This is a genomic window from Priestia sp. Y58 (genome assembly GCF_029522095.1).
GTDB classification, from domain to species: domain Bacteria; phylum Bacillota; class Bacilli; order Bacillales; family Bacillaceae_H; genus Priestia; species Priestia megaterium_E.
Map to the genome: position 1 here is coordinate 72,129 of NZ_JAKWFL010000012.1, position 12,153 is coordinate 84,281.

Genomic DNA, 12,153 nt, shown 5'->3' on the forward strand with positions numbered 1-12,153 from the left:
AATTTTAGGCCAAATATCTTTGTCGTTTGACAAAGGATAAGTCTTCCATTATCATCAACTCAAACTTATTTACGAGGAGAGGTAAAAATGAAAATTTATGTTGATGCAGATGCTTGTCCGGTAAAAGATATCATTATCTCTGAAGGTACGAATGCTGAAATTCCTGTTATCCTTGTTACTAGCTTTTCTCATTTTTCTAATGTGGAACAACCATCAGGAGTGGAAACCATTTATGTTGATTCTGGAGCAGATGCTGCGGATTATCGGATTATGGGGTTAGTAAAAAAAGGGGATATAATCGTTACGCAAGATTATGGTCTTGCTTCCCTAGGTTTAGCAAAAGGGTGTGTGGTACTTCACCATAATGGGTCTAGCTATACAAATGAAAACATTGACCAATTATTGCAAACACGTTATTTGAGTGCAATGGCTCGAAAAAGTGGAAAGCGTACAAAGGGGCCAAAACCATTTACACCCGAAGATAGAGAGAAATTTAAGGGGCTTTTTAAAAGAGCAATTTCACGCTAAAAAAGAACCAGCTATTTTCAAAAAAACCAGAAAAACAAATTGTCCAAATGTTAAACTAACCTGCCCCGTTAGCTTAAGTAGAAACATCAATAGGCGACCTATTCCTTCTGCTCAGAAAGATAAAGTCACCTACACGATTTTTCCGTTCATTATTATTTACCCTTTCTGTTTTCCTATTTATACATTTATTGTTTTGCATATTTCTGTTCTAACTGATTTACTACATCTTCCTGACATTCATTGATAAATAAATAAGTAAGGTATGAATGTAAATCAAATCGTTCTTCATTAATAAATGTAGAGAAAACCTGTTTATATTCGCTCAATAGTTTGACCTCCTTTATGCAAGTCCCTATTCTTTATTATTGTCCAACTAGCAATCTCTTATACATACAAATTAACAAAATATTTTATAGGATAAGCTGTTTTCATCTTGTACTGGCCCCGCCTACGTCATATACAATGATAGCAAGCTTATTTCCATTATATATGTAATCGCTTACAAAATAAATTAAAATAATTGAATATTCTGTTTTTTAATCGATATTAGGGACAGTATGGAAAATTCTTATAAGTAGCTAAAAATTAAAGAAAAGTCCGCAAAAGTATACTTTTGCGGACTTTGTTTTTTTTGTATAATATGTAAAATGTGGTAAATTAAGATGGGAGATTAATAATGTAGTTGAGTATATTTCTTATAACAAAATAGGGAGGACAAAATAATGGATTTGGTAAACAAATTTTTAAACGGCTTGAGGGCAGCATTATCAACAGATGAGCTCGAGGCACTAAATACAGTGCGTGGTGCTACAAAAGAGGATATTGAGACACTAAGGTCAGAATATCCAAATTGTCCAGAATCACTAATTTCTCTACTAGAAAATATTGATGGTACATATTGGCCGAAACATGGAGAGAACAAAATTGCGGTCTGTATTTTAGGTTCAGATCTTGAAGAAGGTAGATATCCATATTATTTACTGTCTATACAGCAGATGCTCGAAAGCTCAAAAGAAGAAGAAGACATCTCCTATCTTTTAGAATACCAAGATGACGAGGATGATGTTGACCCTAAGATAAATCCAGAGGGACTTTTTCCAGGAACGTATATTCATTTTTCAGACTGTATGAACAATGGTGGAACATCAAGACTCTATATTGATTTTAACCCTTCTGATAAAGGTGTATGCGGTCAAATAATTCGCTTTGTGCATGACCCTGACCAATATAAAGTAATTGCAAATAGCTTTGATGAATATTTACAGCAACTTCTTGACGGTGACTTTATTTTTCTAGATAAGGAGAAACTAAATGAGCTTAGATTTTGAAAGACCTATAGTTGAATTGAGAAAAAAATTTCTGAGCTAGAAAATTTTACGAAAGAAGATAATATAGATTTATCACCAGAAATTAATACATTACAAAAACGATTAAATAATATAGAGAATGAGATATATAATAGCATCACCCCATGGCAGCGAGTTCAGATAGCAAGACTTCGTAACCGTCCCACAACATTAGATTACATTCCTATGTTGTTTACTGATTTCCTAGAGCTTCATGGTGACCGGTTATACGGAGACGATAAGGCAATGGTATGTGGAATTGTCAAATTTAAGGGCTTACCTGTTACAATCATAGTTCAACAGAGGGGGAGAAATACGAAAGAAAACATTGAAAGAAATTTTGGAATGTCACATCCAGAAGGTTATAGAAAAGCTTTAAGACTTATGAAGCAAGCTGAAAAATTCAAGCGCCCTATTCTTACCTTTATTGATACCTCAGGAGCTTATCCAGGGAAGGAATCTGAAGAACGCGGAATATCAGAATCAATAGCACGAAATCTATTTGAAATGATTGACCTTAAAGTTCCTGTCGTTTCTATTGTAATTGGTGAAGGAGCTAGTGGTGGAGCGATTGGTATTGGTGTTAGTAACCATATTCATATGTTAGAGAATACATGGTATTCGGTTATTTCTCCAGAGGGAGGTGCATCTATATTGTGGAAAGATGCAGGACAAGCTCCAAAAGCAGCTGAATCCATGAAAATTACAGCAACAGATTTAAAAAAATTAGGGATTATAGATAGTGTGATATCTGAAGTTCAAGGTGGCGCCCATAATGATATTGAAAAACAAGCTAAAGAAATTGAAAATACAATTAAAGCTTCACTGCATGAACTCTTATTATTATCTTCAGAAGAACTTGTAAATCAGCGTCATAAAAAATTTAGAAGTATCGGTCAGTTTAATCATGTAAAAAAGAGTGAGTATATCTAAATTCCAAACTTCTAATAAATGTGTTTTATGTGAACAAGAAATGAATATTATATAAAACCTAAAAAGGAAAAAACCTACTGTTCATCTTTCGCCAACAGTAGGTTTTTTATATAGAAAATCAGAAAATAGTGCTACGAATACCAACGTCGGAAGGTATTCTAATTATATTTTGTTCTAGTTATCTAATGGATATACTAATGCATATAAATTTAAAAACTAATTTTATAATCGACTCTACTTAGAAATACACCAACTTCCCCCCTAACCTAATTATCATTATTTATTAAGTAAATATTAAACTACTTCGTATATTATTAAGGTTCTAATATTTACACTGACGACAAATAAGAATAAAATCAACAAGAGGTGCGTATGTTACCCGCACCAAAAACATGTTAGTAAACTAACTATGTTTAAGATTTACTAGGTAAATTATGAAACTAGACAGGGTAAAGAAAGCGACAGTGGAATGGCAAGATGTTCAAATGGTAGAAAATTAGCAATTAGAAAAGACCCTGTATCATTCAAGACGCAGGGCTCTTCTAAAGTTTTGTATATTGTTCAAATTATTTACAGGGTTCTATATTGTATCATACAATATAGAACCCTGCTACACTTTTTCACTTTGAGAATTTTGAATATAAAAAAGAATTCATTTCGAAAATAATTATTCAAAATGAATTCTTTTTATATAGATTAAGGTCTATGAAAGTTGACCGTTTTTTCGTCATCTCCCGTTCGTTCAAACCAACCTCTAAAGGCCCAGTTATCGTATCCTCCGTCACCTTCATTAATAAACGTTCCTTCTTCAAATATCCAAACTCCAAACGTGATACCATCGTAATCTACGGTATCAAAATATTGGACACCTTGTAACTGGTTTGAATTATAACCTTGACTCAAATTCATGACCACTACATTATATTGTTGACCCGATTCAAAAAACGCTTTTTCCATTGCTCCTTTGACAAAACCACTTCGATTATCAGCCGTTTTAGCTGCATCTGCAATCGCTTGCCCAATTGCTACTGGATCAATTGCTACGTCTCCTCCAACTTCTGCAGCTTCTGCGGAGCCAGCAGAACCTCCTAAATTCGGTAGAGTTAATGGCGTCGCTAACATAGCTAAACCTACGGCAGAAGCTACAACAGCTTGTTTCGCTCTTCTCATTTGATCTCCTCCTATTTTAGTTGATTCTTAGAACACCTACCCCTTTTTTGAATATTAAAACAAAAATACCATAATTAAGTAAAATTGGGTGAGGTGAGAAAAAGCAAGAGAAAGGTCTGAAAAAAACCTGAAAATAATCTCGATCTATTGAAAATTCAGGTAGCTTAAACATACATTTCAGTAAAGACTCTTATAAAACGTCACTTACTTGTTTGTTACCGATTTGCTCTGCTAAACCGATTAAGATTCCTTCTACTCCACGGATGTAGCAGAGCCGATACGAATCCTCGAATCCTCATATTGAACCACTTCGCCAACGAGCTTAGCGCCGTACCTAGTGAGTCTGGACACCATTTCGTCAATGTCTTCAACAGTAAACATGACGCGCAGATAGCCGAGAGCGTTTACAGGAGCAGTCCGGTGATCTGATATAGTAGGTGGGCTGAGAAATCGCGAAAGTTCTATCCTGCTGTGGCCATCAGGGGTAACCAGCATCGCAATCTCTACGCGTTGAGAACCCAATCCTGTTACACGTCCACCCCATTGACCTTCGACGGTGGCTCGTCCTTCAAGACTCAAGCCAATCTCCTCAAAGAAAAAAATTGCATCATCAAGGGATTCTACAACGATACTGATATTGTCCATTCTTAGTAGGGTGTGTTTTTCTATAGTTTTATCTCCTTATATGTGATATTTTATTATCTGTTCATTTTCATAATCATTCTATTAAAAAGTTACAAATTCTTTTCAAACAAAACATTCTTCCCCTGTCACTAAGCCATATTTGGTGTGTATTTTATATTCTTTGTAGAAAAATGATCTATTTGCCAATAATACACGAAGGACTTTACTATTTACTAAGCTAATTAATGAAAAAATCGGTGTAATAATAATTCCGAATAGTGTATAGTAAAGAATAATTTTTCATTATATGTCTGAGAGGTGGGATTGTTATGGAAAAGCTAGAATATGAATGGGTAAAACAAGCACGACAAACTTTATTAGAGCAGTGTAGAGAATTAAGTGAAGGTGATTTGACGAAAGAGTTTGCATTTGGTTTTCAAAGTATTAGAGATTCTCTAGTTCATGTGGCAGGTTGCTATCATGCTTGGCTAGGTTCTTTTATGCTTTCAGAAACATCATCACCACTATTCACAAAAGAAGTAATTAATACTATGCAAATAGACGATATTCAGCATTATTTTCAACAGGCTGATAGATACGTAGAAAAAGTATTGAAGCAATTTACAGATAAATTTGATGAGTCTATTGAAAAAGAACTGGCTTGGAGAGCAAACAGTGGTTTGGTAAGAAAAACACCTCGTCAATTGCTTGTCCATTCAATTACTCATGAATCACATCATAAAGGACAAATTGTAGTTATGTTACGCCTATTAGGGCATACACCTAAAAATACGGACATATTGGGGTTACCTGAAAAAGAACCTTCCAAATAATAAATTAAGAAACCTTCTCACAAAGAGCAATGTTTTTGAAATAACGTATGTGCTCTTTGTGAGATTCGTAAAAGTAGACTTTTGTAGTTAATATAAAACCAATTAAAGGAAAAAGGTCCTTGTCGGAGGATATGTCTGTTATGATAAACATATAATCTTCTCTAGAGGGTGAAGTCTATAAAGGAGTTTTTACTTATCAAAAAAGCTCGATAAAAAAATTAAAGTTAACTAGCTTTATTTTTTTATAATATACATCCTTCTTTTCAAATAGTTGATTCTGTATACAAGTATGATATATTAAAAGTCATATTATTTTTTACAAATTTCAACGTAACTCTATTTTTGAGGAACCTCACGTCCACTGCCGAGGTTCCTCTTTTATTTTGTATATGTAGCAACACATTCAAATTAGTGTTTGATTACACATTATGGTAATTCATTTCATTAAATCCTTATATAGAGTTCATCACAGAAGACATTTCTTTTAATAGGTAAATGTCTTCTGTGATCTTTTTAACCTGTTAATAACAAATAACTAGATATAAATATATAAGCACAAATTTAATACAACAGGATTTTGATACCACTAAAGAATTTCAAAAAAAGTTCTTTATAGAAACCCTTTTTTATTTTAAAGCTTAACTTTTTAGTTCTACGTAGAAAAATATGTTTTACTCTCGGTTTGTATTTTTCCTTAAATCCTTTATGCTCGTGTTGTTTAAACAATTTATTCCCTATCCACTAACCCTTTCTTTTAAATAACCTAAAAATCCATTTTGGACTTTAACTATATGGTCACCGTTCCAAATACTATTGACCCTAAAGTAATACCACCTTCGAGATTCACCTAAAAATTCTCCAACGCTATAACCTTCTTTGATTAAATGAGCTTGAATTTCTTCTTTCCAATCATTAAACATCTTCTTCCCTCCTATTTAAGATTGTTAAGACTTTCCTTTTACTAATCCCCATTTCATTCAAGGGGAAACCACTCATTCTTATTATTCATATATGTTAGTATTATCTATATCACATAAGCTTTATAGCAATTCCAACTACGGTGAATAGAGCACCTTCAAAAGATTTGTAGAGGGTAACACGTCATAACAAAAAAGCCGAAAAGGTAACTCTCGGCTTTTTGAATCATATGGTATCTATATAACTGTGTATACAATTAGCAAGGGAGTTTAATCTTCCCAAACTTCATTCATTAAATCTTCAATTTCTTTTGCCAGCTTTTTCGTTTCACTTTTATCAATCTCAACTTTATCTCCCGTAATATAAACGACATCTCCAACTTGTGTATTCTTGGGAAAGATATCTTTAGGATAATCTTTTGTCTTTCCTTCAATTTCAACAACAGCAAATCCCTCTTCAAATCGATCAATAATCCCTTTTATCTTTTTCATAATTACCTCGATTTTTTAACAGAATAAGATGTTCCATCACCAGTGATAATAATTGTACCACTTTGGTCTGTTCGCAAAATACTTGCTTTTGAATTTTTTAGTAAGTTCACAACTTGAGAAGTAGGGTGTCCATAGCTATTTTTACCAACGCTGATGACCGCATACTTAGGTTTTACAGCATCTAAGAAACTCTTACTTGTAGACATTTTGGCACCATGGTGGCCTACTTTAAGCACATCTGCACGTAGTGTCTTCTTTGCCTTAATCATGTCTGCTTCTGCTTTTGTTTCAGCATCACCTGTAAATAAAAATGTATTCTTCTTATAAGTCATATGTACAACAGCACTCCAGTCATTTAAATCACTGTTGGCATATGTTTTGATAGGCCCTACAATTTGAGCATTTACATCTTTAACAGGTAACTTTACACCTGCTTGTGCTGTTTGAATCTTTAATTTTTTCTTTTTAACAGCATTCAAAAAGTCTTTGTAAGCTTGAGTGTTATTACTTACTTTCGGTGCATAAACATTTTCTACTTTAAATGCATTAATAACTTCATCTAACCCACCAATATGATCAGCATCAGGGTGAGTAGAAATTAATACTTCTATATCATCAACTTTTTGTTTCTTTAAATAATTTACAACCTCATTTCCTTTTCCCTTGTTTCCACCGTCAATAACAATGTCTTCACCATTAGGAGCTTTAATATAAATGCTATCTCCCTGACCGACATCAATATAATGTACTTTCATGGTCTTAGGTGTTGCTGCGTAGGATGAAGCTGGAGCTGCAGCAATCCCTATTCCTATAGCGAGCGAAGAAACAATCTTGATAACACGACTCTTCATTGTTTTATCCCCTTTTAATAAATGTATTTTTATTTGTATCGTTCATTTATAGCAAAATTAATTTTACTACATGAAACCATTTGTTAATACAAATAAATTTGAATATTTTTACTTATAAAGGTGAAAAAAGTCATGTTATATGTAAAGGTAAGTAACAAAATGGAGGTAAATAGTAATGAAATGTGCTATTTTAAGAATTAGGTGAGATTGACATTTTAGGAGAAGTGGACCTTATGATCAAGCTACTACATATAGTTAATTCTAAATTCCCAATATGGACAATTAGCTTGAAAGAAAGGTGTTTTTATACTACATAATCCAATTTAGCTTGAGCTCGGTGGTAACTGTAGTTTGACTGTTTTAAAAATCTTATAAAGGGGGGCATGTGAATGAAGAAAGAGCTGTTATTTGAATCGTATGTCTTGCTGTTTGATATTGAAATAACACTTGCCAGTATAATAGAAAAAGAAATGACCACATATTATGGACATTTATGGCGACAAATTTTTTTCGCTGAAGGTGGAACTCAACTCTCCGATAATCTCCCCTTATTATTTCGATTAAATCTTCTACAAGGTATCTTCACTGATCATGAATTACACGACCTATGTATATTAGTAGATGTAAAAAACACTTTGAGTCAACAATCAACTATTTCTCAGGATGATTTTGACCACCTTAAGTATTTTTCTCACCAACTAAACAGAAAGAAATTTCTCTCATTTTCTATCTGACTTTATTTATAGTGAAAGATCTTAAAAACACCTAATCATAATAAGAAGTAAATAGGAGTTGTACTTTTAAGCACTTAATGAATATGAAAAGCCTACTTGTATAAGACCAAGTAGGCTTTTCATATTCATTAAAGTCGATAAATTTACGTATTATTCCCAAGATAATTAGAATATTTTCTACCTACATATCAAAAAAATCATGTGCTTTTAAATGGGGATCTATTTTTCTTAAAGCCTTGAGTATTTTGGTCATAGTTCGCTGTGTAGGTGCATGTTCTACGTTTCGCTTACAGAGATCACTAACAGTAGATCTACTAACCTTTGAATTGCTCGCTAACCATTGTTGCGAAATTCCTCTTTGATCTAACCATTTTCCTAATTTGCTACGTTGTTTACCTAACCCAAACATATACAATCACCTTTTTAATATCAGTCTTGTCCAAAAATTCGAAGTTTCATACACTTTTGAAGAAAATATCGGAATAGTGGACAAGCTATCGCTCATATCATTTAGTAAGACGTCACTTCAAGACGTCAGGATAAACCATCAGGAATGGAGCGAATTAGATGACAAAAGAATTAGCAGTTGCGTTATTGAATCGAAAAGACGTCTATTTAACGTTAGAAGGTAAGCAGAGGTTAGAAGTCATTCTAAAAGAAAAAAACGCGTATGAAGAAAAATAAGAAGCCGAAAAATCGTGCAGACACTTACCGACCAACTGTGCGGTATCATTCCATTTATCGTACATATGTGGATAGTCTATTTCAGGCTACTGAATTAGACCGAAATCAAATTATGAGGTGTGCGCTTTTTACAGCAGCGCACAACCCTGTTTTCTTAGCATTAATGAATCAGTATAAAATGAGTGACGTCCCTCTCCCCTCCTCACCATGGCAGCCTTCATCCCACCCGTTATGGATGGAACAAGAGCCTAACATCGAAGAGAAAGGAGGAAGAGAACATGATGACTTTGAGAGAAAAGGAACGTCTACAAGCACTTCTACATTACTTGGAACATCAACAGACGGCCAATCAATCTCTGGAACAACTATTGAGTCCAACCAACAACCCTCTAGCTATGAAAAGGCAACACGAATTACGAGACGTAAGCAACCGATTGAGAGACGATCAAGGGAGATTCCTACCTTACAATTATCAAACAATGGAGGAATTAGACTTGATTTTAGATAAAGAAGCTGAACTACAACGAAAACTTAAAATAGAGCCGATTGAAGGTTCTTATAATAGCTATGTGGTGCATGAAAAGGAAAAGAGGGATTGGAGTGGTAATGTCTATTTAGCTTGTGTGGCAGCGATCTTAGCCATTGTCTTTTTTACCTGACGTCTTTTTAGAATAGTGTCGATATTTTGGGCATAAACATATAGCATGAATACAGTTAAGACCGCCTTATACAATGATACATAATGGGCGGTCTTTGTTCTAAATATGATTAAAAACATCTTAAAAAGTGAGCAAAGTTTCAGTAACAAGAAACAAAGATAAAGATTTATATTAAATATATCTTTTATACCTTATACTGCAGATGGCACAGGAGGAATATAGATGAAAAATAGCCCTCGTTTCGACGAATTAGTTTTTGATTTTGAAAAACGTTTAGGTCGACATTTAAATAGCAAAGAAAAAGAGTTACTTGTATGGATAGTGGAACAAGAAAATAATGAGTATATTCGATAATCTATAGTTAACCCTTCACAGCTTAAGAAATTTTCTAATGTGTAGCTATCTGCTTATACCCTATAGATAATACACAGAAAAAACTCCTAACCATTAAGGTGTAGGAGTTTTAAATAGTCCCGAATAGTAGATTAGAAATAGAGGATATTCGGTATTGCATATGAAAGAAAGTTTGAATTCCTATATTATTCTATCAAAAATATCTTTACTGTTGAATATGGCAAACTTCTCAATTTGCTATCTGTATCTGGAATCACAAAAGGTAATAAATCACAAGTTACCCTACTGTAGATTAAGTATTAATCTACAAATGCCTGTTTATCCTCTATTTCACCTGGTTTTGAATATGTAACGTAAGTGCCTGCCATCATGTCATGAAGACTTCTTTTATCCTTACGGAAAACCACCATGAACACACTTACAATTAAGGCAATACCTAATGTAATACCATAAACAATGCCGGCTACAAGAACTCTTAATAGCATTGCTCCAATTCCAAGTTTCTTTCCATTGACTTTGACAATTCTCACTCCAACAATTCGTTTTCCTATAGTATATCCATACCATAAAATAGGTACAGCAACTGCATAGATGAAACCTATGAGTGATGTAATGGGATCTTCACGATCAAAGTCTCCTGTAATAAGAAAGCCAATAAGCCCCAAAGGAATACTTACAATAATGCCATCTAACAGATTTCCTAATAGGCGTATCCAAAATCCTGCTGGTTTTGTTACTTGATCCACTTTATATTTCTCCCCTTCTTGTAAATTAACACTTTATCTATCTAAATAGCTCCTCCGATGATGATAACATGATTGAAGAGGAAGGTAAAAAATATAAAATATTTTAAATTTATCCACTAATAATAAAATACATGTCTCTAGTATTGATATTGTTAAAGACATATTTATAGAGGAGAGATAAAAGATTAATTAGTTTTTTTTAGTTGTAAATTTCCCTTATTAAAGATAATAACGGCATTATAAGCTTCATATAAGGCATACACAGGGTAACAAAAAGCCATAAATACAATCATAGTTGGTACCTTTTCAACAACAGGAAAATGGCCAGCTAAGAAACTTTTAACCGTAATTCCTAGATAAACCAATAAAGGAATGATAATAACAGCTAATAACAATAACCACGGGGTCATTTTGGTTTCCTTCAGTTTTTCTCGACAGTGCGGGCATTTCATTGTAAAAGGACTTGAAAAATCTTCGAAATGCTCAATTGTAATAGGTTTTTGACACCCTGGACAAGGTGTTGACTTTTTCATATAAGTTTCTCCTTTTTGAAATGTAAAAGAGTAGAAATAATAGGGTTATTGAATATATAACATTACTCTTTTAAAAAAAGTTTTAAATAAGTTTAGAGCTGTCTACTTTGGTAGGATCTACACGTTTCACATAGGTAGCTGCCCTGCCATCGAATCGTGTAAACTTCGCTTATCCTGGCGGAAAACCACCATAAAAAGGCTAATGATAACAACTATTGTTATCGTAAGACCACACATAAGACTCACGATGAAGACACGTAAAACCATAGATCTACATTTCGCTAAGGTTATAGTTAAATCGTTTGTATACCTTGTTTTTGTGTTGGTAATTCGTTTTCATAATGTTGATGATGACATGTTGCTCATTTTTCCAATGCACATTCACATCATGAATCATAGAAGGTTGAATGCCTTGAAGCTCTTTATATTGGTTAAGAGTGCTTCCGGGTTGTCCGTAGTACATTCTAAGAGAATCAGCCTTTTGTTTTTGCTCATAATCAAAGTAATCAGTGGTTTGTTTGTACATCTTTTTTACTTCTACAATGTTTTGTTGCTCAGGAGATGTGCTGGTTGTAAGTGAGACGCTGTGTATCATGCTTTGTTGTTCCTGACTTTTGTCTATAAAGTAATTCATCATAAACACGAGAGTAATAACTCCAACGGATAACATGATCCAAAGCCACTTTTTCATGTCGACACTTCCTCTTTTATGATTAAAAATCAAAATGAGTAGATGATCTCATTACAAA

General features: G+C 33.6%; 17 protein-coding genes and 2 pseudogenes. 8 read left to right on the top strand and 11 right to left on the bottom strand.

Annotated elements, in window-relative coordinates; genetic code table 11:
* The first annotated feature begins 87 nt into the window (after positions 1–87).
* Positions 88–528, top strand: coding sequence for a YaiI/YqxD family protein (locus MMB68_RS24860; RefSeq protein WP_071277291.1), 441 nt, complete (start codon positions 88–90; stop codon positions 526–528).
* Positions 529–713: 185 nt separating this feature from the next.
* Here the strand turns inward: MMB68_RS24860 and MMB68_RS24865 are convergent, their stop codons facing one another.
* Complete coding sequence (locus MMB68_RS24865) at positions 714–854, bottom strand: hypothetical protein (protein WP_170836829.1); 141 nt, start codon at positions 852–854, stop codon at positions 714–716.
* 396 nt (positions 855–1,250) lie between these two features.
* Here MMB68_RS24865 and MMB68_RS24870 point away from each other — a divergent pair, with 396 nt between their 5' ends.
* The gene (locus MMB68_RS24870; protein ID WP_224980718.1) at positions 1,251–1,856 is read left to right on the top strand and encodes an SMI1/KNR4 family protein; all 606 of its coding nucleotides are present in this window, start codon (positions 1,251–1,253) and stop codon (positions 1,854–1,856) included.
* Positions 1,840–2,807 (top strand): annotated as a pseudogene (locus tag MMB68_RS24875) (acetyl-CoA carboxylase carboxyltransferase subunit alpha). The gene MMB68_RS24870 and the pseudogene MMB68_RS24875 overlap by 17 nt, the downstream one beginning before the upstream one ends.
* 696 nt (positions 2,808–3,503) lie before the next feature.
* Here the strand turns inward: MMB68_RS24875 and MMB68_RS24880 are convergent.
* Complete coding sequence (locus MMB68_RS24880; RefSeq protein WP_247807503.1) at positions 3,504–3,977, bottom strand: stress protein; 474 nt, start codon at positions 3,975–3,977, stop codon at positions 3,504–3,506.
* Positions 3,978–4,167: 190 nt separating this feature from the next.
* Positions 4,168–4,646, bottom strand: a pseudogene (locus MMB68_RS24885) (VOC family protein).
* Positions 4,647–4,930: 284 nt separating this feature from the next.
* On the opposite strand from MMB68_RS24885, the gene MMB68_RS24890 reads away from it, so the two are divergent.
* Positions 4,931–5,434, top strand: a complete 504-nt coding sequence (locus MMB68_RS24890; protein WP_224980715.1) for a DinB family protein — start codon at positions 4,931–4,933, stop codon at positions 5,432–5,434.
* A gap of 734 nt (positions 5,435–6,168) precedes the next feature.
* On the opposite strand, the gene MMB68_RS24895 is transcribed toward MMB68_RS24890, so the two are convergent.
* The 3 genes from MMB68_RS24895 to MMB68_RS24905 form a co-directional block, all read right to left on the bottom strand.
* Positions 6,169–6,354 carry a hypothetical protein gene (locus MMB68_RS24895; protein ID WP_048022023.1) on the bottom strand — a complete coding sequence of 62 codons (186 nt, stop codon included), beginning with the start codon at positions 6,352–6,354 and terminating at the stop codon, positions 6,169–6,171.
* Between the two features lie 267 nt (positions 6,355–6,621).
* The gene (locus tag MMB68_RS24900) at positions 6,622–6,843 is read right to left on the bottom strand and encodes a DUF3006 domain-containing protein (RefSeq protein WP_209369453.1); all 222 of its coding nucleotides are present in this window, start codon (positions 6,841–6,843) and stop codon (positions 6,622–6,624) included.
* Positions 6,844–6,845: 2 nt separating this feature from the next.
* The gene (locus tag MMB68_RS24905) at positions 6,846–7,694 is read right to left on the bottom strand and encodes a ComEC/Rec2 family competence protein (protein WP_224980714.1); all 849 of its coding nucleotides are present in this window, start codon (positions 7,692–7,694) and stop codon (positions 6,846–6,848) included.
* A gap of 389 nt (positions 7,695–8,083) precedes the next feature.
* On the opposite strand from MMB68_RS24905, the gene MMB68_RS24910 reads away from it, so the two are divergent.
* Positions 8,084–8,428 carry a hypothetical protein gene (locus MMB68_RS24910; RefSeq protein WP_115652775.1) on the top strand — a complete coding sequence of 115 codons (345 nt, stop codon included), beginning with the start codon at positions 8,084–8,086 and terminating at the stop codon, positions 8,426–8,428.
* Positions 8,429–8,609: 181 nt separating this feature from the next.
* On the opposite strand, the gene MMB68_RS24915 is transcribed toward MMB68_RS24910, so the two are convergent.
* Complete coding sequence (locus MMB68_RS24915) at positions 8,610–8,837, bottom strand: helix-turn-helix domain-containing protein (protein WP_115652774.1); 228 nt, start codon at positions 8,835–8,837, stop codon at positions 8,610–8,612.
* Positions 8,838–9,098: 261 nt separating this feature from the next.
* On the opposite strand from MMB68_RS24915, the gene MMB68_RS24920 reads away from it, so the two are divergent.
* From MMB68_RS24920 to MMB68_RS24930, 3 genes are all read left to right on the top strand, one after another.
* The gene (locus tag MMB68_RS24920; RefSeq protein ID WP_224980713.1) at positions 9,099–9,620 is read left to right on the top strand and encodes a hypothetical protein; all 522 of its coding nucleotides are present in this window, start codon (positions 9,099–9,101) and stop codon (positions 9,618–9,620) included.
* The gene (locus MMB68_RS24925; protein WP_181903677.1) at positions 9,607–9,771 is read left to right on the top strand and encodes a hypothetical protein; all 165 of its coding nucleotides are present in this window, start codon (positions 9,607–9,609) and stop codon (positions 9,769–9,771) included. The genes MMB68_RS24920 and MMB68_RS24925 overlap by 14 nt, the downstream gene beginning before the upstream one ends.
* A 222-nt stretch (positions 9,772–9,993) precedes the next feature.
* On the top strand, positions 9,994–10,125 hold the full coding sequence (locus MMB68_RS24930) for a hypothetical protein (RefSeq protein ID WP_263623952.1): 132 nt from the start codon (positions 9,994–9,996) through the stop codon (positions 10,123–10,125).
* Between the two features lie 299 nt (positions 10,126–10,424).
* On the opposite strand, the gene MMB68_RS24935 is transcribed toward MMB68_RS24930, so the two are convergent.
* The 4 genes from MMB68_RS24935 to MMB68_RS24945 all read right to left on the bottom strand — a co-directional run bounded on the left by MMB68_RS24935 (position 10,425) and on the right by MMB68_RS24945 (position 12,095).
* Positions 10,425–10,871 (bottom strand): RDD family protein, encoded by a 447-nt coding sequence (locus MMB68_RS24935; protein WP_099331437.1) that lies wholly within the window; start codon positions 10,869–10,871, stop codon positions 10,425–10,427.
* Positions 10,872–11,056: 185 nt separating this feature from the next.
* Entirely contained in the window at positions 11,057–11,404 is a 348-nt protein-coding gene (locus MMB68_RS24940) for a hypothetical protein (RefSeq protein ID WP_099331436.1), read from the bottom strand.
* A gap of 126 nt (positions 11,405–11,530) precedes the next feature.
* On the bottom strand, positions 11,531–11,734 hold the full coding sequence (locus MMB68_RS27590) for a hypothetical protein (RefSeq protein ID WP_481861948.1): 204 nt from the start codon (positions 11,732–11,734) through the stop codon (positions 11,531–11,533).
* Positions 11,676–12,095, bottom strand: coding sequence for a hypothetical protein (locus MMB68_RS24945; protein WP_277549503.1), 420 nt, complete (start codon positions 12,093–12,095; stop codon positions 11,676–11,678). Before MMB68_RS24945 ends, MMB68_RS27590 begins: the two co-directional genes overlap by 59 nt.
* Between the last annotated feature and the right edge of the window lie 58 nt (positions 12,096–12,153).

Bases quoted from the DNA above. Each gene is read 5' to 3' on its own strand.
- MMB68_RS24860 (WP_071277291.1), top strand. From the start codon at position 88: ATGAAAATTTATGTTGATGCAGATGCTTGTCCGGTAAAAGATATCATT.
- MMB68_RS24870 (WP_224980718.1), top strand. From the start codon at position 1,251: ATGGATTTGGTAAACAAATTTTTAAACGGCTTGAGGGCAGCATTATCA.
- MMB68_RS24880 (WP_247807503.1), bottom strand. From the start codon at position 3,977: ATGAGAAGAGCGAAACAAGCTGTTGTAGCTTCTGCCGTAGGTTTAGCT.
- MMB68_RS24890 (WP_224980715.1), top strand. From the start codon at position 4,931: ATGGAAAAGCTAGAATATGAATGGGTAAAACAAGCACGACAAACTTTA.
- MMB68_RS24895 (WP_048022023.1), bottom strand. From the start codon at position 6,354: ATGTTTAATGATTGGAAAGAAGAAATTCAAGCTCATTTAATCAAAGAA.
- MMB68_RS24900 (WP_209369453.1), bottom strand. From the start codon at position 6,843: ATGAAAAAGATAAAAGGGATTATTGATCGATTTGAAGAGGGATTTGCT.
- MMB68_RS24905 (WP_224980714.1), bottom strand. From the start codon at position 7,694: ATGAAGAGTCGTGTTATCAAGATTGTTTCTTCGCTCGCTATAGGAATA.
- MMB68_RS24910 (WP_115652775.1), top strand. From the start codon at position 8,084: ATGAAGAAAGAGCTGTTATTTGAATCGTATGTCTTGCTGTTTGATATT.
- MMB68_RS24915 (WP_115652774.1), bottom strand. From the start codon at position 8,837: ATGTTTGGGTTAGGTAAACAACGTAGCAAATTAGGAAAATGGTTAGAT.
- MMB68_RS24920 (WP_224980713.1), top strand. From the start codon at position 9,099: ATGAAGAAAAATAAGAAGCCGAAAAATCGTGCAGACACTTACCGACCA.
- MMB68_RS24930 (WP_263623952.1), top strand. From the start codon at position 9,994: ATGAAAAATAGCCCTCGTTTCGACGAATTAGTTTTTGATTTTGAAAAA.
- MMB68_RS24940 (WP_099331436.1), bottom strand. From the start codon at position 11,404: ATGAAAAAGTCAACACCTTGTCCAGGGTGTCAAAAACCTATTACAATT.
- MMB68_RS24945 (WP_277549503.1), bottom strand. From the start codon at position 12,095: ATGAAAAAGTGGCTTTGGATCATGTTATCCGTTGGAGTTATTACTCTC.